The organism is Nocardioides sp. NBC_00163, from assembly GCF_045206295.1.
Taxonomy (GTDB): Bacteria; Actinomycetota; Actinomycetes; order Propionibacteriales; family Nocardioidaceae; genus Nocardioides.
Genome location: NZ_CP108155.1, coordinates 3,075,516 through 3,091,639, shown reverse-complemented (window position 1 = coordinate 3,091,639; position 16,124 = coordinate 3,075,516). Strand labels below are relative to the sequence as shown.

17 protein-coding genes are annotated in these 16,124 nt (G+C 66.6%); 9 read left to right on the top strand and 8 right to left on the bottom strand.

All coding sequences use genetic code 11. The features are described 5' to 3' along the window. Positions 1–30: 30 nt before the first annotated feature. The 3 genes from gyrB to recF form a co-directional block, all read right to left on the bottom strand. Entirely contained in the window at positions 31–2,094 is a 2,064-nt protein-coding gene (gene gyrB / locus OG801_RS14900; protein WP_406036276.1) for a DNA topoisomerase (ATP-hydrolyzing) subunit B, read from the bottom strand. A gap of 356 nt (positions 2,095–2,450) precedes the next feature. Next, a complete protein-coding gene (locus tag OG801_RS14895) occupies positions 2,451–3,020 on the bottom strand; it encodes a DUF721 domain-containing protein (protein WP_406029529.1) in 570 nt (189 codons plus the stop codon). Further along, positions 3,013–4,173, bottom strand: a complete 1,161-nt coding sequence (recF, locus tag OG801_RS14890; RefSeq protein WP_406029528.1) for a DNA replication/repair protein RecF — start codon at positions 4,171–4,173, stop codon at positions 3,013–3,015. Before recF ends, OG801_RS14895 begins: the two co-directional genes overlap by 8 nt. A 29-nt stretch (positions 4,174–4,202) precedes the next feature. On the opposite strand from recF, the gene OG801_RS14885 reads away from it, so the two are divergent. Together OG801_RS14885 and OG801_RS14880 are read left to right on the top strand one after the other, a co-directional pair. Continuing rightward, a complete protein-coding gene (locus tag OG801_RS14885; protein ID WP_355018861.1) occupies positions 4,203–4,625 on the top strand; it encodes an NINE protein in 423 nt (140 codons plus the stop codon). After that, positions 4,600–5,046, top strand: a complete 447-nt coding sequence (locus OG801_RS14880; protein WP_406029527.1) for a DUF2752 domain-containing protein — start codon at positions 4,600–4,602, stop codon at positions 5,044–5,046. The genes OG801_RS14885 and OG801_RS14880 overlap by 26 nt, the downstream gene beginning before the upstream one ends. 37 nt (positions 5,047–5,083) lie before the next feature. Here the strand turns inward: OG801_RS14880 and gnd are convergent, their stop codons facing one another. The 3 genes from gnd to dnaA form a co-directional block, all read right to left on the bottom strand. After that, positions 5,084–5,974 (bottom strand): phosphogluconate dehydrogenase (NAD(+)-dependent, decarboxylating), encoded by an 891-nt coding sequence (gene gnd, locus OG801_RS14875; protein WP_355018863.1) that lies wholly within the window; start codon positions 5,972–5,974, stop codon positions 5,084–5,086. A gap of 64 nt (positions 5,975–6,038) precedes the next feature. After that, the gene (gene dnaN, locus OG801_RS14870; RefSeq protein ID WP_008355535.1) at positions 6,039–7,178 is read right to left on the bottom strand and encodes a DNA polymerase III subunit beta; all 1,140 of its coding nucleotides are present in this window, start codon (positions 7,176–7,178) and stop codon (positions 6,039–6,041) included. Between the two features lie 626 nt (positions 7,179–7,804). Continuing rightward, positions 7,805–9,679 carry a chromosomal replication initiator protein DnaA gene (gene dnaA, locus OG801_RS14865; RefSeq protein WP_406029526.1) on the bottom strand — a complete coding sequence of 625 codons (1,875 nt, stop codon included), beginning with the start codon at positions 9,677–9,679 and terminating at the stop codon, positions 7,805–7,807. Positions 9,680–10,034: 355 nt separating this feature from the next. Between dnaA and rpmH the strand changes: the two genes are divergently transcribed. The 5 genes from rpmH to OG801_RS14840 are packed head-to-tail and all read left to right on the top strand — an operon-like array spanning position 10,035 to position 12,398. After that, positions 10,035–10,172 (top strand): 50S ribosomal protein L34, encoded by a 138-nt coding sequence (rpmH, locus tag OG801_RS14860; protein WP_091044043.1) that lies wholly within the window; start codon positions 10,035–10,037, stop codon positions 10,170–10,172. Between the two features lie 25 nt (positions 10,173–10,197). Beyond that, complete coding sequence (rnpA, locus tag OG801_RS14855; protein WP_350717554.1) at positions 10,198–10,551, top strand: ribonuclease P protein component; 354 nt, start codon at positions 10,198–10,200, stop codon at positions 10,549–10,551. Next, positions 10,548–10,886 carry a membrane protein insertion efficiency factor YidD gene (gene yidD, locus OG801_RS14850; RefSeq protein ID WP_355018864.1) on the top strand — a complete coding sequence of 113 codons (339 nt, stop codon included), beginning with the start codon at positions 10,548–10,550 and terminating at the stop codon, positions 10,884–10,886. Before rnpA ends, yidD begins: the two co-directional genes overlap by 4 nt. Positions 10,887–10,890: 4 nt before the next feature. Then, complete coding sequence (gene yidC / locus OG801_RS14845) at positions 10,891–11,880, top strand: membrane protein insertase YidC (RefSeq protein ID WP_355018865.1); 990 nt, start codon at positions 10,891–10,893, stop codon at positions 11,878–11,880. Positions 11,881–11,891: 11 nt separating this feature from the next. Further along, a complete protein-coding gene (locus tag OG801_RS14840; RefSeq protein WP_406036275.1) occupies positions 11,892–12,398 on the top strand; it encodes a protein jag in 507 nt (168 codons plus the stop codon). A 112-nt stretch (positions 12,399–12,510) separates the two neighbouring features. Here OG801_RS14840 and OG801_RS14835 read toward each other — a convergent pair whose 3' ends face one another. Beyond that, positions 12,511–13,266, bottom strand: coding sequence for a L,D-transpeptidase family protein (locus OG801_RS14835; protein ID WP_406029525.1), 756 nt, complete (start codon positions 13,264–13,266; stop codon positions 12,511–12,513). A gap of 488 nt (positions 13,267–13,754) precedes the next feature. Then, a complete protein-coding gene (locus tag OG801_RS14830) occupies positions 13,755–14,045 on the bottom strand; it encodes a GIY-YIG nuclease family protein (RefSeq protein ID WP_355020382.1) in 291 nt (96 codons plus the stop codon). 197 nt (positions 14,046–14,242) lie between these two features. Here OG801_RS14830 and rsmG point away from each other — a divergent pair, with 197 nt between their 5' ends. After that, positions 14,243–14,983 carry a 16S rRNA (guanine(527)-N(7))-methyltransferase RsmG gene (gene rsmG, locus OG801_RS14825; protein ID WP_406029524.1) on the top strand — a complete coding sequence of 247 codons (741 nt, stop codon included), beginning with the start codon at positions 14,243–14,245 and terminating at the stop codon, positions 14,981–14,983. 113 nt (positions 14,984–15,096) lie between these two features. Beyond that, a complete protein-coding gene (locus OG801_RS14820; RefSeq protein ID WP_355020384.1) occupies positions 15,097–16,089 on the top strand; it encodes a ParA family protein in 993 nt (330 codons plus the stop codon). The last annotated feature ends 35 nt before the right edge of the window (positions 16,090–16,124 follow it).

Here is a 16,124-nt window from a genome sequence, read left to right as displayed (position 1 = left end):
GTCTATCGGTATCTAGGGCCTCGGCGAGACTCAGATATCGAGGAATCGGACGTCCTTGGCGTTGCGCTGGATGAAGGAGCGTCGCTCGGCGACGTCCTCACCCATGAGGATGGAGAAGATCTCGTCGGCGTGAGCGGCGTCCTCGAGGGTGACCTGCAGCAGCAGTCGCTGCGACGGATCCATCGTGGTCTCCCACAGCTCGTCGGCGTTCATCTCGCCCAGACCCTTGTAGCGCTGGACCGCGTTCTCCTTGGGCAGCTTCTTGCCCTGCTCGAGACCGTCGCGCATGAGGGCGTCGCGCTCGGAGTCGGAGTAGACGAACTCGTGCTCGGCCGGCTTGTTCCAGCGCAGGCGGTAGAGCGGCGGCTGGGCGAGGTAGACGTACCCCTGCTCGATCAGCGGCTTCATGAACCGGAACAGCAGCGTCAGCAGCAGCGTGTTGATGTGGTGGCCGTCGACGTCGGCGTCGGCCATCATCACGATCTTGTGGTAGCGCAGCCGGTTGATGTCGAAGTCGTCGTGCACGCCGGTACCCAGCGCGGAGATGATCGACTGGACCTCCTGGTTGGCCAGCACCTTGTCGATCCGGGCCTTCTCGACGTTGAGGATCTTGCCTCGGATCGGGAGGATCGCCTGGATGCGCGGGTCGCGGCCGGACTTGGCCGAGCCACCCGCGGAGTCACCCTCGACGACGAAGATCTCGCACTCTTCGGGGTTGGTCGACTGGCAGTCGGCGAGCTTGCCGGGCAGACCGCCGCCGCCGCCGATGCCCTTGCGGTTGCGGGCCAGGTCACGGGCCTTGCGGGCGGCGATCCGGGCCGAGGCGGCAGCCATCGACTTGCGGATGACCTCCTTGCCCTCGGCCGGGTTCTGCTCCAGCCAGGCGCCGAGCTGGTCGTTGACGGCGCCCTGCACGAAGCCCTTGACCTCGGTGTTGCCGAGCTTGTCCTTGGTCTGACCCTCGAACTGCGGCTCGCTGATCTTCACCGAGATGATCGCGGTGAGACCCTCACGGATGTCGTCACCGGTGAGCCGGTCCTCCTTCTTCTTGATCAGACCCCACTCCTCGCCCCAGCGGTTGACCAGGGTGGTGAGCGCGGCGCGGAAGCCCTCTTCGTGGGTGCCGCCGCCGGGGGTGTTGACCGTGTTGGCGAAGGTGTGGACCGACTCGTTGTAGGAGCTCGCCTGCCACTGCATGGCGATCTCTACGCTCATCGGGTTGGACGCCTTCTCGTCGGTCTCCGTCTCGAAGGCGATGATGCTGGAGACCGGGGTCTTGCGCTTGTTGAGGTGGTCGACGTAGTCGGCCAGACCGCGCTCGTAGTAGAAGGACTGCTCCAGCACCCGCTCACCGTTGCCGGAGCTGTGCAGCTCGTCGGCGCTGTCGGTGTCGGTCTCGATCGTGCCGTCCTCGACGGCCTCGGCGAGGGCGGAGGCCTCCGGACGCTCGTCGCGCAGCTCGATCCGCAGCCCCTTGTTGAGGAACGCCGTCTCGCGGAAGTGGCTCGAGATGGTCTCGAGGTTGTAGTCGGTCGACTCGAAGATGTCGCTCGAGGCGTTCCAGGAGATCGTGGTGCCGGTGCGCTCGCCCTCCTCGAGCTCACGCACCTCGCGCAGGTCGTAGTCGGGTACGCCGCTGGTGAACTCCTGCTCCCACAGGCGGCCCCGGTTCTTGATCTCCATGTGGAGGTTGGTCGAGAGCGCGTTCACCACGGAGGATCCGACGCCGTGCAGGCCGCCGGAGACCTTGTAGCCGCCGCCGCCGAACTTGCCGCCGGCGTGCAGCACGGTCAGCGCCAGGGTCGCAGCGGGGATCTCCTGGCCGGCGGCGGTGTCGGTCGGGATGCCTCGGCCGTTGTCGGAGACGCTCACCCAGCCGTCCTCACGGAGCGTCACCTTGATGGTGTCGCAGTAGCCGGCGAGCGCCTCGTCGACCGCGTTGTCCACGATCTCCCAGATCAGGTGGTGCAGGCCGCGGGCTCCGGTCGAGCCGATGTACATACCCGGTCGTTTGCGGACCGCTTCGAGCCCTTCGAGGACCTGGATGGCAGACGCGTCGTATTCGACTCCGTCTGTGGTCTTGTCGTCCGGCATAGGAGTCGTCTGGTCGGCAGCGGTCACCGGTGCGATCCACCTGTCATTTCGGTCCGGATTCGGACATGGTGTCGGTCGGGCATGCAACGGGCCGACCAGCGCCGGGAGGTTAAAACCTAGGACGATCGACCCAATCCCCATATTACCCCGTAGAACCCCGGATTCCACGCATGCCGCCGTTCCTGAGGGGGAACTGTCATCGAAATGAGCGTCTGTACGTCTCCTGACGGTGGCTCTGCGCCCTCAGCAGGGGGCTCGGTGAGTCCCTATACGTCCTCGGGGCGCCTAGAGCGGCAGATCGCGGCTCACGCACTGAGGCTCGAACACGTGTTCACGCTCTGCTCCCGACTGGGAGCTCAGCCGTAGGTGTCGCGCGGCCCGCGGCCGTCGCGTAGGCCCCGGGGACCCTTCTTCCACGAAGGCAGATGCGGTCCGAGCACCTCGATGAGGAGGACGGTGCCGTGACCCAGCTCCTCGTTGAGACGCTTCACCAGCGTGGGCGCCAGCAGCTTGAGCTGGGTGGCCCAGGCGGTCGAGTCGGTGCGTACGGAGAGCTTGCCGTCGGCGTACGACTCCGGGGTCGTGTGGTCAGCGATCTCCTCGCCGACGATGTCGGGCCAGCGGGCGATCACGCCGTGGACGCGCAGCGAGGTGTCCCAGCCGTGGTCGTTGACCATCCGGCTCACCACCGATTCGATCATCTGGGGGTCGCGGTCGTCGGGCCGGGCGCCGGAGACCGTGCCGCGTCGGGTGGCGTTGTCCGGCGTACGCCGCTTCTTCCGCATCCCTGCCTTGGGCGCGGGCATCTTCGCTGTTGCCCGGGTCAGGGAGCGGGCCAGGTCGAGGCCGTCGGCACGCTTTTCGGGTTCCTCCTCACCGCCTTCGGCGGTGGTCTCGACAGGCTCGACCACCGGCTCGTCACTCATCGCGGGTCACCTCGCCTGCCTTGACGTGGTAGCGCACACCGGCGAGAGCAGCAGGTACGTCCTCGGGGACCGCCGCGGTGACGAGAACCTGCTCGGCGTCGGCGACCAGCTCGGCCAGCTGGACCCGGCGCTGGCTGTCGAGCTCGGCGAACACGTCGTCGAGGATCAGGATCGGGTCGTCGCCGTCGGCCCGCAGCAGGTCGTACGCCGCCAACCGGAGCGCCAGCGCGAAGGACCAGGACTCGCCATGGCTCGCGTAGCCCTTGACCGGGAGGCGCTCGGCGCCGGCACCGTGGCCGAGGTGCAGCAACAGATCGTCACGGTGGGGGCCGACCAGGCTGATCCCGCGGTCGAGCTCGTCCTTCTGGCGTCGGGCCAGCTCGGACAGGATGGCCTGGCGGAGGGTCTCCACGATGGGAGTGGTCTCGACAGGCTCGACCACCTCGACCACCGACTTATAGGTGATCTCGGCGTCGTCGCGGCTCGCGCCGCGGGCGACCGTCTCATACGACTTGCCGACGTACGGCCTCAGCGCTTCGACCAGGGCGAGCCGCTGGGCCAGGATCTCGGCACCGATGGCGGCGAGGTGGTCGTCCCAGACGGCCAAGGTGGCGAGCGCACCCTCGCGGGCGGAGCCGCGCGCGAGGCCGGCGGTCTTCAGCAGCGAGTTGCGCTGCTTGAGGACGCGGTCGTAGTCGCTGCGTACGCCTGCCAGACGGGGTGCGCGCAGGATCATCAGGTCGTCGAGGAAGCGCCGCCGGTCGGAGGGGTCGCCCTTGACGAGGGTCAGGTCCTCGGGGGAGAAGACGACGGTGCGGACCAGGCCGACCAGATCGCGGGTGCGGGGGAGCGGGCTCTTGTTGATCCGGGCCTTGTTGGCGCGGCCGGCGTTGATCTCGACCTCGAGGGTCGCGGTGCGACCGTCGCGTACGACGGCGGCGCGCACGACCGCCTGCTCGGCGCCGGCCCGGACCAGCGGCGCATCGGTGGCGACCCGGTGGGACTGCAGGCGGGAGAGGTAGTCGATCGCCTCGACCAGGTTGGTCTTGCCCTGGCCGTTTCTCCCGACGAAGGCGGTCACGCCCGCCTCGAGCGGGACCTCGACGCTCGGATAGGAGCGGAAGTCGTGGAGAGAGAGGTGTGAGACGTACATCGGGTTTCCTCTCTCGTTAAGGTGCCTGCATGACCCAGTCTCCCAACCCTTACGGCCCGCCTCCAGGGCAACCCGCCTATAGCGAGCCGGCCGGGCCTTTCTATCTGTCGGTGATGGGCCAGGTCCACGGGCCCTACCCGGTCCAGCAGCTCGCTCAGATGGCTGCCGCCGGGCAGATCAAGTCGGACACCCCGGCCAGCCTCGGCACCGACCAGCAGTGGTTTCCCGTGAAACAGATCCCGGGTGTCTTCTCGAGCCGCGAGTGGCTCGTCACGCTGCTGCTCTCGATCTTCCTGGGTTCCTTCGGCGTGGACCGGTTCTACGTCGGACAGATCGGACTCGGCATCCTCAAGCTGATCACCTGTGGTGGCTTCGGGATCTGGACGATCATCGACCTCATCCTCGTCATCGTGCGAAAGTTCCCGGATGCCGACGGCAAACCCCTCGCCTGACCTGCATCAGCGCATCGCGGCGGTGAGCTCCACGGAGGTCACCGCCGCCATCGGCGTCGGCGGGATCGTCATCGCGGCGCTCCTGCCGGCCGGCGGCATCGAGGACGGCCCGGTGCTCTGCCCGTTCCGTGCCCTCACCGGCCTTCCCTGCCCCGGCTGCGGTCTGACCCGGTCATGGGTCTACCTGATGCACGGCGACATCGGCTCGTCGCTGGCGAGCAACTGGTTCGGACCGGTGCTCATCGTGGCGATCATCGTCCTGGCCGTCGTCTCAGTGCGCGCCCGGCTGAACCGGAGACGTCCTGCTGACCTCGACAAGCTGGTGCGAAGCCCGATCATCCTCGGCTTCTTCGCCCTCTTCGTCGCCTACGGCGCCGTACGCCTGATCCTCACCATGACCGGAGCAATCCCCCCGATCTAAACGGTGGTCGAGCTTGTCGAGACCACCGCCCGAGGACTCAGGCCTCCGACTCCGAGATCACCGCGTGCCCACCGAACCCGTTGCGCATCGCGGCGATCGCCTTCATGGCGTGGTCGTCCTCCTGGCGCGAGACGAACCGCGCGAACAGCGAGGCCGAGATCGCCGGCATCGGGACGGCGTTCTCGATCGCTGCCTCGACGGTCCAGCGACCCTCGCCGGAGTCGTCGGCGTAGCCCTTGATCTTGTCGAGGTGCTCGTCGGCGCGCAGCTGGTCGACGAGAAGATCGAGAAGCCAGGAACGTACGACGGTGCCCGTGCGCCACGAGGCGAAGATCTCGGGGACGTTGTCGACGATGTCGACCTTGTCGAGAAGCTCCCAGCCCTCGGCGTAGGCCTGCATCATCGCGTACTCGATGCCGTTGTGGACCATCTTCGAGAAGTGGCCGGCACCAGGCGTGACGCCGCAGTGGACCAGACCGTCCTCGGTGCCGGTCGGCTTGAGCGCCTCGAAGGCTGGCATCACCTTGGCGGCGTCCTCGTCAGAGCCGCCGTACATCAGCGCGTAGCCGTTCTGCAGACCCCAGACGCCGCCGGAGACACCGCAGTCGACGAACCCGATGCCCTTCTCGGCCAGGCTAGCGGCGTTCTTGGCGTCATCGGTGTACTTCGAGTTGCCGCCGTCGACCACCAGGTCGCCCTCGCCGAGGAGCTCCTTGAGCTCGGCGATCGTGGAGTGCGTCGGGTCGCCCGCCGGCACCATCACCCAGACCACCTTGGGACTGGGCAGCGCCTCGACCAGCTCTGCCAGGCTCGCCACGTCGGCGAGATCGGGGTTGCGGTCGTATCCGACGACGGTGTGACCAGCCTCCCGCAGCCGGGTGCGCATGTTGCCACCCATCTTGCCGAGGCCGACGAGTCCGATGTGCATGCAAGTTCCTATCAGGCGAAATCGGTGGTCGAGCTTGTCGAGACCACCCTAGTGAGGGGGTGGATCAGGAGAGCAGGCGCCGCGGCATCAGCAGGTAGCGGAACCCCGGCTCCTCGCCACCCTCGGCCGGCTTGCCGCTGATCACCACGGGCTTCGGAGCCTGCGTGAAGGCGAGCTCGACGACCTGCTCGTCGATGGCCTGCAGCCCGTCGAGGAGGAACTGCGGGTTGAATCCGGTGGTCAGCCCCTCGCCCTCCATGGTCGCCTCGATCGACTCGGACGCCTGGGCCTCGTCGCCGGAGCCGGCGTCGAGGGTGAGCACGCCGTCCTCGAAAACCATCTGGACTGCGGTGTTGCGCTCGGCGACCAGGGCCACGCGCTTGACCGACTCGACCAGGGAGGCCTTGTCGACCAGCGCGGTGGTGAGGTGCTCGGCCGGGAAGAGGCTGCGCACCTTCGGGAACTCACCGTCGAGCAGGCGCGTCGTGGTGCGACGTACGCCACCTGCGGCCGCGCCCTCGAAGCCGATGATGCCCTCGCCGGTGCCGGTGGTGGACAGCGCGAGGGTGACCTCGCTGCCACTGGTCAGCGACTTGGCGGTGTCGCCGAGGACCTTCGCCGGCACCAGCGCGGCCAGGCTCTCGTCGGGAGTCGCAGGGTTCCACTCGAGCTCGCGGTGGGAGAGCCGGAAACGGTCGGTGGCGAGCAGCGAGATGGTGGAGCCCTCGATCTCGAGCCGCACGCCGGTCAGCACCGGGAGCATGTCGTCGCGACCGGCGGCGGTCACGGCCTGGGCGACAGCGTGGGCGAACAGCTCGGACTTCACCGTGCCGGCCGCGGTCGGCATCTCCGGCAGCGTCGGGTAGTCCTCGACCGGCATGGTCTGGAGGCTGAACCGCGCGCTCCCGCAGGTGAGCGAGACGCGCGCACCATCGGTGACCATCTCGACCGGCTTGGCCGGGAGGCTGCGGCAGATGTCGGCGAGCAGCTTGCCGGACACCAGTGCCTTGCCCTCGTCGGCGACCTCGGCCGAGAGCGTCGCCCGCGCTGAGGTCTCGTAGTCGAATGTCGAGAGCACCAGGCCCTCGTGACCCGCCTCGATCAGGAGACCTGAGAGCACCGGGGTGCTGGGGCGGACCGGAAGGCTGCGGGCAGCCCAGGCGACGGCATCCGCGAACACGTCGCGGTCGACGCGGAACTTCACGATGACCTGTCCTTCTTCTAACTCGACATCGGGGCGGTTGAGGACATGCGGTCCGGGCTGTGCTTGAACCATGGGGAAGACGACACCGGTTCCGGAACGCCCCCGCGTTGACATGACCTGGAGTACGCATCCTGCCACGGACCGCCGACAACCGGTAAGCGCTCAGCAGTGTCGGGTCTGCACAGGCGTCCTTGTGGACTCCGCTAGCCGAGTGGGTTGTCCCCAGGGAAGGGCGTTCGTGGAATTTCACGGAGGATCCATGGATCTAAATAGTTTCGTACGTCGTAAGAGCATCTGTGGGAAATGTGGATGAGCAGCGTCTTCCCTGGTCATGCCCGGAAATGTGATTCCACAGGGGATGTGGACGCCATGCTGAAATGACGCACGTCACTGTGGGCTGTGGAGAGTTGTCGGCCCGTTCGAGTGTTTTGTGCACAGGCCATCCCCTTTTCCATCCCATTTGAACGGCCGGTTCTCCACAGGTTCCACCCAGCCTGTGGGCTGTGGACAACCTTGGGAAATCTCGGCCTGTGGGTTTTAGCCATCTCAAAACGCGATACAGCCCAAAAACGCGAAACGGCCGCCGGCCCAGGAGGGGCGGCGGCCGCGTGCGACGGCTGGTTCGGCTAGGCCTGGCGCGCCTGCATCTTGACGCGGTTGGTGAGCTCGGAGACCTGGTTGAAGACGGCCCGGCGCTCGGCGAGCAGCTGGTTGATCTTGCGCTCGGCGTACATCACGGTGGTGTGGTCGCGGCCGCCGAAGTGCTTGCCGATCTTGGGCAGGGAGTCCTCGGTGAGCTCCCGACACAGATACATGGCGATCTGGCGGGCCATGACGAGGTGACGCCCACGGGAGGGTCCGGTGAGCTCGTCGATCGACAGCCCGAAGTAGGCCGCGGTCTGGGCGATGATCAAGCCGGCGGTGATCTCGGGCTCGCCGCCCTCGGGGATCAGATCCTTGAGCACGATCTCGGCCAGCGTCAGGTCGACGTCCTGCCGATTGAGGTTGGCGAAGGCCGTCACCCGGATCAGCGCACCCTCGAGCTCACGGATGTTGGTCTGGATCTTGCTCGCGATGAACTCGAGCACGTCCGGCGGCGCGGTGAGGCGCTCCATGGCGGCCTTCTTCCGAAGGATCGCGATGCGGGTCTCGATGTCGGGCGGCTGGACGTCGGTGATCAGACCCCACTCGAACCGGTTGCGCAGCCGGTCCTCGAGCGCCTCGAGCCGCTTGGGCGGCCGGTCGGAGGTGAGGACGATCTGCTTGTTGGCGTTGTGGAGCGTGTTGAAGGTGTGGAAGAACTCCTCCTGCGTCTGGGTCTTCCCCTCCAAGAACTGGATGTCGTCGATCAGCAGGACGTCGACATCGCGGTAGCGCCGTTTGAACCGGTCCTGCCGGTCGTCGCGGATCGCGTTGATGAACTCGTTGGTGAACTCCTCCGAGCTGACGTAGCGCACCTTCGCCCCGGAGTAGAGACTCCGCACGTAGTGGCCGATCGCGTGCAGCAGGTGGGTCTTGCCCAGACCAGACTCCCCGTAGACGAGCAGCGGGTTGTAGGCCTTGCCCGGCGCCTCGCTGACCGCGACCGCGGCCGCGTGCGGGAATCGGTTGGAGGACCCGATGACGAACGTCTCAAAGGTGTACTTCGGGTTCAGGCGGGTCTCGAGGACGTTGTGGCTCGGCTCGCTCGGCCGCGTGGGCGGACCAGGGACGAGCGGCCGGGGCGGAACCGGCTCCTCGACGGGAGCCACCGAAGGCGCCGGGGGATTTGTCGACATGTCGCCATACCCGGGACGTACGTCTCCATGCGCCGAGGGCGGAGCCGGCTGCTGCGCGGCCGGCGGCGCGACGGGAGCCTGCGGCGCCGAGTACGCAGCGGGCGCGCCATGCTCGTCGTGCGGCGCGCTCGCCGGCGGGGCGCCGGGGATCAGACCGGGCGAGTTGGGCGGGTAGACCGACTGGTGCGGGAACGCCGACTGGTTCGGGGCTGCGCTGTTCGAGAATGGCGACTGCTGCTGCAGGGCAGCGGCGGCGGCAGCGTCCGCGGCGGCGATCTCCCGCTCGGAGATCATGATCGCCTGAGTGTCGGGATCCGGCGTGACGTCGAGATCGGGGTTCACGGTGACCGCGATGCGGATCTCGCGATGGAAGATCTCGCCCAGCGACCTCTCGAGGGAGCCACGCAGGCGGCCCTCGATCTGGTTGCGGGTGAAGTCGTTGGGGACCTCGACGATCGCGGTCGACCCGTGCAGAGTGAGGGGCTCACTGTCCCGGAGCCAGGCTCGCTGGTTCGGCGGAAGCTCGGCGACCACCTTCGTCCATGCGGACTGGAGATCTGGCTGTGGTTCTGGCGCGAGGCCGGAGTGCTCCACAGGTTCCTGCCTTCCCTGATGGCTCGGGTGGGTGGTCTTTATTGATGCAGCCTGGATTGATGCAGCGGTCCGGTCTACATCCTCCACAGACTTTTCCACAAGCTGTGGAGCATCCCCGAATGTAGGCATCGGAGACCAACCGAGACACTTCGCCGTCCTCGAGAATCCGACCGTTTCGGCAGGTCAGGCGGGAAAACTAGTTCCCTGCGTGGCATCCCCCCGAATGCGGCCGATGCTCCTGACGATGTGCAGGGAAACCTCGGTAGAGGACGAAACTACCGGCTGGCGAGGGTCATGGGCAACCCGTCCTCCACAGGGGGAGGGCGAATCACAGGTGTGTGATAGGGCGCGAGTTTGACCGTGGTTTCGCCGTCCACGTACCGTTACTAGGTCGCCCGTTCCACGGGTGCGTGATTCTTGGTCCTAACAAGCAGGACAGCCGGAAGAGCGACCGGCCACCACACCACACACTAAGGAAGCACCCGTGAGCAAGCGTACTTACCAGCCGAACAACCGCCGCCGTCACAAGACGCACGGTTTCCGCCTGCGCATGCGCACCCGTGCCGGCCGCGCGATCCTCGCTGCGCGCCGCGGCAAGGGTCGCAAGAGCCTGACCGTCTGAGGCCGCGGCCTCAGCCACCACGCGCGTGTTGCCACGTCGCCACCGACTGGTCGATTCGTCGGGCTTCAAAGAAGCAGTACGACGAGGCAAGCGCGCGGGCTCGAAGAGCCTGGTGGTCCATCTGCTCGTCCCCGGCACCGGCCCAGCTGCCGACCGGGAGAGCGAGCCGCAGGTGGGCTTCGTGGTGAGCAAGGCCGTCGGTCCGGCCGTCGTCCGGAATCGCGTGAAGCGCAGACTGCGTCACCAGGCCCGGGAGTCCCTGAGCGGACTCCCGGGCTCTGCTGTGCTTGTGGTCCGTGCGCTTCCTGCTGCAGCCGACGCGGACTACGACGCACTGGGCGCCGATCTGCGGCGCTGCCTGGAGCGAGTGCTCCGATGAGTACTGCGGTCCGCGTCGTACGTGGCGGTGTCGACAAGCTCAACCACCTGGTCGCGGCCGTCCTGATCGGACTGCTTCACGTGTGGCGGACTCTGATCAGTCCGCTCTACGGCGATGTGTGTCGCTACTACCCGTCGTGCTCGGCGTACGGGCTCGAGGCCGTCAAGACGCACGGCCCCTGGCGCGGGAGCTGGCTGACGGCGCGCCGTCTGGCCCGTTGCGTCCCCTGGGCCAAGACCCGGGGCTTCGATCCCGTACCGACCCCGACGAAATTTTCAAGAGACCCTGAAGACCTGGTCCGTGTAAGTGCGGACTCCCCAAACCGAGGAGCCTGATTCCGTGGGAGCCATAGGCGATCTGTTCGGATGGATCGCAACACCGCTGTATTACGCCATCTCGGGCATCCTGCTCGTATGGCAGAAGGCGTTCTCGTACGTCATTCCGTCTGAAGGTTGGCAGTGGGCCCTGGCCATCGTCGGCCTGACCGTGACCATCCGCGCGCTGTTGATCCCGCTGTTCGTGAAGCAGATCAACTCCAGCCGCAACATGCAGCTGCTGCAGCCGAAGGTCAAGGAGCTGCAGAAGAAGTACGGTCACGACCGCGAGAAACTCGCCAACGAGACCATGAAGCTCTACAAGGACTCGGGCACCAACCCGTTCGCGTCCTGCCTGCCGCTGCTGCTGCAGATGCCGATCTTCTTCGTGCTGTTCCGCATGCTCGAGCACGCCTCGGACGGTGTCGGCAAGGGCTTCCTGAGCGACGAGGCCGCGCACGAGTTCGCGACGTCGACCTGGCTCGGCTCGCTGCTCTCGGACCAGTTCACGACGGCCGACCACATGAGCACGTACTTCCTCACCGGGTTCCTGGTCGTCGCGATGATCGCGACCACCTTCCTCACCCAGCGTCAGCTGATGTCGAAGAACATGCCGGCCGACGCCATGACCGGTCAGTACGCCCAGCAGCAGAAGCTGCTCCTCTACGTGCTGCCCGTCGTGTTCGCGGTCGGTGGTATCGCCTTCCCGGTCGGAACGATCCTCTACTGGACCTCCTCCAACCTGTGGACGATGGGCCAGCAGTTCTACGTGATCCGCAACAACCCCGCACCGGGGACGCCGGCGTTCGACGCCAAGCAGGAGCGCGAGCGGGAGAAGCGCCGTAAGAAGGGTCTGCCCGACGCGGAGATCGACATCGCCGAGGCCAACGAGGCCGCGGCCGAGAAGCGTCCCGCGCAGCGCACCCAGCCCAAGGCCCAGACCAGGAGCCAGCGGAAGAAGGCCGGCACGACCGCCGGTCGCTCCACGACCCAGAAGGACGGGGGAACCAAGTGACGACTCAGGATGTGAGCGAGACCGTGACTGAGCCTGTGGAGGAGGTCAGCGAAGAGACGCGCCTCAAGCAGCTCGAGCAGGAAGGTGACATCGCGGCCGACTACCTCGAGGAGCTCCTCGACATCGCCGACCTCGATGGAGACCTCGACATGGACGTCGAGGGTGACCGTGCCGCCGTCTCGATCGTCGGTGGCGACCTGCAGCAGCTGGTCGGCCGTCACGGAGAGGTCCTGGACGCGCTCCAGGAGCTGACCCGGCTCGCGGTCTACCGCGAGACCGGCGAGCGGTCCCGCCTGATGCTCGACGTCGGTGGCTACCGTGCCGACCGTCGCTCGACGCTCATGGCGCTCGCCGAGGAGACCGTCGCAACGGTCAAGGAGTCCGGTGCCCCGGTCTCGCTCAAGCCGATGTCGCCCTTCGAGCGGAAGGTCGTCCACGACGCCGTCGCCGCCGCCGGGCTCACCTCCGAGTCCTCCGGTGTCGAGCCGCGGCGTTACGTGGTCGTCCTGCCTGAGTGACGCTGACACAAAGAGATCGCCCCTCGTGCCGTGTGGCACGAGGGGCGATCTCTTTGTGTTTCACGTGGAACGGGCTGGATCGGTGGTCTCGACAAGCTCGACCACCGGGCAGCTAGGACCAGTAGACGACGACCCGGTCGCCGATACGGATCTGGTCGAAGACCCAGGCGATAGACGACTTGTTGCGGACGTTCGCGCAGCCGTGGGAGCAGCCGTTGTAGCCGCGGGCGGCGAAGTCGGACGAGTAGTGCACCGCCTGGCCGCCGTTGAAGAACATCGCGTACGGCATGGGCGTGTGGTAGATCGAGGAGACGTGGTTGCGGCTCTTCTTGAAGACCTTGAACGCGCCCTCGCGGGTCTTGGTGTCGGAGCAACCGAAGCGGGCATCCATCGCCCGGATGATCTTGCCGGCGCGTACGTAGCGCATTCGACGGTCGGTCTTGTCCACGCAGAGCACGCGGCCGGTGAGGCAACGACGGTCGAGGTTGTAGAGCTTGGCATCGGTCGGCGTGCTCGTCAGGGAGCGGAGCCGGTCGAGGGTGCGCTGGTTGACCTTGCCCGTGATGGCCAGACGCTGGTTGCGCTGGAAGACCTTCACGGCGCTGGTCGTCTTCGAGCCGTAGTTGCCGGTGACCCGGCCGCTGTAGATGCTCCGCTCCTTGAGGCGCGCCTGGACCTTGCGCACCCCGAGGCCGGTCGACCCCTGCTGGTAGAGCATCTTGTACGCCGTGTGCAGCCCGATCTGTCCGACGGACGAGGACGGGGCACTGGCCCGGGCGCTGCTCGGCGCCGCGATCGAGCCCAGGGAGAATCCCAAGGCGAGGATGGTGGTGAGGAAGATCGCCACCGGGGTTCTACGGACGTTCACATCAGCTCCGTGGGTCATGGATGGTGGCCCGGTCGCACGGGCCGCTGGAGTCGCACCCCGAGTGCGACGTTCTACGACTAAGACGTTCGAGCAGCGTGCGCGGTTGCATCAGATTCGCGAGGCTGCTCGCGGACTTTAGCGCACCCGACGCCCCGACGACGCCTTTGGGAACGCTTCTGCGAATTCGTTGGGCTGACGTTCTTCCAGGCGTCTTCAGCGAGGTGTGTTTCACGTGAAACGGGGTGGTCCTCGAGCCTGTCGAGCTGACCATGCGCACGTGCAGTTCGTGGTCTCGACAAGCTCGACCACCGGTCCTCGTGCATGTGTGTGGGGTGGTCTCGACAGGCTCGACCACCGGTCCTCGTGCATGTGTGTGGGGTGGTCTCGACAGGCTCGACCACCGGTCCTCGTGCATGTGTGTGGGGTGGTCTCGACAGGCTCGACCACCGGTCATCGAGCTTGTCGAGATGACCGTTGCTGCTGAGTGGTCAGGCGTGTGGGGTCGTCGAGGTGTTGGCCAGGCGTGGGAGCTCGCCGAGCTCTCCTCTGATGAGCGCGAGCCGCTTGGCCCGACCCCAGTTCTGAATCTGTTTCTCCCGCATGAACGCATGCTCGACGTTGTCGTACTGCTCGTACCAGACGAGCTCCACGGGAAGGCGATGTCGGGTGTACTCCGAACCTAGGCCGACTCGGTGCTCGGTCATGCGGCGTTCGAGGTCTGTGGTGCTGCCGACGTAGAGAGTTCGGTCGGCGCACAGAAGCATGTATGTGTAAGCCATGTCCTCATCATGAGTGGCACCACCGACAGTCCCGGAGGTCGAGCTTGTCGAGACCTCTGTTCATCGGAGATGGTCTCGACAGGCTCGACCGCCGGTCATCGAGCTTGTCGAGATGACCCGGACGTACGTGCCGCAATGTCGGCAGGCTCGATCACCGGGAGTTCTTGGTTGTGCGTTTCACGTGAAACAGTTTGTGTGTGAGTGAGGAGCGTGGGGACTTGGGTGGCCTGGGCGAGGTGGACCCTCGGGCGGAGAAGGTCTTTCCGGCGGATCGGCTGGAGCTCGCGGAGAGGTACGCCGCCTGGCTGGCCGACGCGGGGGTTGTGCGAGGTCTGATCGGACCGCGGGAGGTTCCGCGGCTGTGGGATCGACACATCCTCAACTGCGCGGTGCTGGGGGAGGTGATCCCCGAAGGGGTCGCGGTGGCGGACATCGGGTCCGGAGCGGGACTCCCCGGTCTGGTCCTCGCGATCGCTCGCCCGGATCTGCACATCACGCTGATCGAGCCGCTGCTGCGGCGTACGACCTTTCTCGAGGAGGTCGCTGAGGATCTCGGCCTCGAGAACGTGACGGTGTTGCGGGGGAGGGCGGATGCCTTCCACGGCGAGCTCGGGTTCGACGTGGTGACCTCGCGAGCCGTGGCGGGTTTGGGCAAGCTGCTCGACTGGTCGATGCCGTTGGTCGTCCCCACGGGTGCGCTGGTCGCGATGAAGGGGTCGAGCATCGAGGCGGAGATCGAGGAGGCCGAAGCGGCGCTGAAGAAGTGGGGATGCGCGCCGCCGACGGTCTCAGAGCTCGGTGTTGACGTTTTGGAGACGACAACTGTTGCGGTTCGGGTGGTTTGGTCGGATCCCGCACGGGTAGATTGGCCGCCGGTCCCGAAGGGCGGCCAGAAAGGGCCCAAGGGCGGGTCCCGAAAGAAGAAGCGCCGCCGCTGAAGGTGGTCGAGCTTGTCGAGACCACGAGCTTTCGGGCGTGAGACGTCATCTCGACAAGCTCGATACACCGCATCTCGACAAGCTCGATGACCGAACGATGAGGATGAGGAAACATGCCGTACGACGACGAGAGCGCACAGAACGCCGTTTCACGTGAAACCGACGAACCGGTGTCGATCAGGCTCCGTACGGCCGGGGACATCGCGTCCTTCGAGAACGACTACGCCACAGAGGCGACGCCGCTGGCGGCTGCCGCCGAGCACACGCTCCTGGCGCGTGGTGCGGCGGGCAACCGGCCGCCGCTGCCGCGCCCGGCGAGCACGCGCGTGATCGTCTCCGCCAACCAGAAGGGCGGCGTCGGCAAGACCACCTCGACGGTGAACATCGCTGCGGCCCTGGCGCAGCTCGGTCAGAAGGTTCTCGTCATCGACCTCGACCCGCAGGGCAACGCCTGCACCGCGTTCGACGTCGACCACTTCCAGGGCACCCCGGGGACGTACGAGGTCCTGGTCGAGGGGGCCAGCCTCGAGAACGTCGTGGTTCCGGTCCCGAAGCTCGAGGGCCTCGAGCTCGTGCCGGCGACCATCGACCTGGCCGGTGCCGAGGTCGAGCTCGTCGAGGAGGACGGACGTGAGCAGCGCCTGAAGGAGGCGCTGGCCAGGTCTCCCCGAGTTGGTGACGCGGAGGACCGGTGGGACTACGTCCTCATCGACTGCCCGCCGTCGCTGGGCCTGCTCACGGTCAACGCGCTCGTCGCGAGCACCGAGGTGATGATCCCGATCCAGGCGGAGTACTACGCGCTGGAGGGCCTGGGCCAGCTCCTCAAGACCGTCGAGATGGTGCGCGCCGCGCTGAACCCGACCCTCAAGGTCTCCTCGATGCTGATCACGATGTACGACGCCCGCACCCGCCTCGCGTCGCAGGTCGCCGAGGAGGTGCGCGAACACTTCGGCGACACGGTCATGCGCACGTTCATCCCCCGCGCCGTGCGCGTGTCCGAGGCGCCGTCGTTCGGGCAGACGGTGATGACGTACGACCCCGGCTCGCCGGGTGCGCTGAGCTATCTCGAGGCCGCTAAGGAGCTCGCCAAACTGAGCGAGCACTGAGGTGATCGAGCTTGTCGAGATCACCATCAAGCAGC

Coding starts and splice junctions, on each gene's coding strand:
- gyrB (WP_406036276.1), bottom strand. CDS start 2,094: ATGCCGGACGACAAGACCACAGACGGAGTCGAATACGACGCGTCTGCC.
- OG801_RS14895 (WP_406029529.1), bottom strand. CDS start 3,020: ATGAGTGACGAGCCGGTGGTCGAGCCTGTCGAGACCACCGCCGAAGGC.
- recF (WP_406029528.1), bottom strand. CDS start 4,173: ATGTACGTCTCACACCTCTCTCTCCACGACTTCCGCTCCTATCCGAGC.
- OG801_RS14885 (WP_355018861.1), top strand. CDS start 4,203: ATGACCCAGTCTCCCAACCCTTACGGCCCGCCTCCAGGGCAACCCGCC.
- OG801_RS14880 (WP_406029527.1), top strand. CDS start 4,600: ATGCCGACGGCAAACCCCTCGCCTGACCTGCATCAGCGCATCGCGGCG.
- gnd (WP_355018863.1), bottom strand. CDS start 5,974: ATGCACATCGGACTCGTCGGCCTCGGCAAGATGGGTGGCAACATGCGC.
- dnaA (WP_406029526.1), bottom strand. CDS start 9,679: ATGCCTACATTCGGGGATGCTCCACAGCTTGTGGAAAAGTCTGTGGAG.
- yidD (WP_355018864.1), top strand. CDS start 10,548: ATGAGTACTGCGGTCCGCGTCGTACGTGGCGGTGTCGACAAGCTCAAC.
- OG801_RS14830 (WP_355020382.1), bottom strand. CDS start 14,045: ATGGCTTACACATACATGCTTCTGTGCGCCGACCGAACTCTCTACGTC.
- OG801_RS14820 (WP_355020384.1), top strand. CDS start 15,097: ATGCCGTACGACGACGAGAGCGCACAGAACGCCGTTTCACGTGAAACC.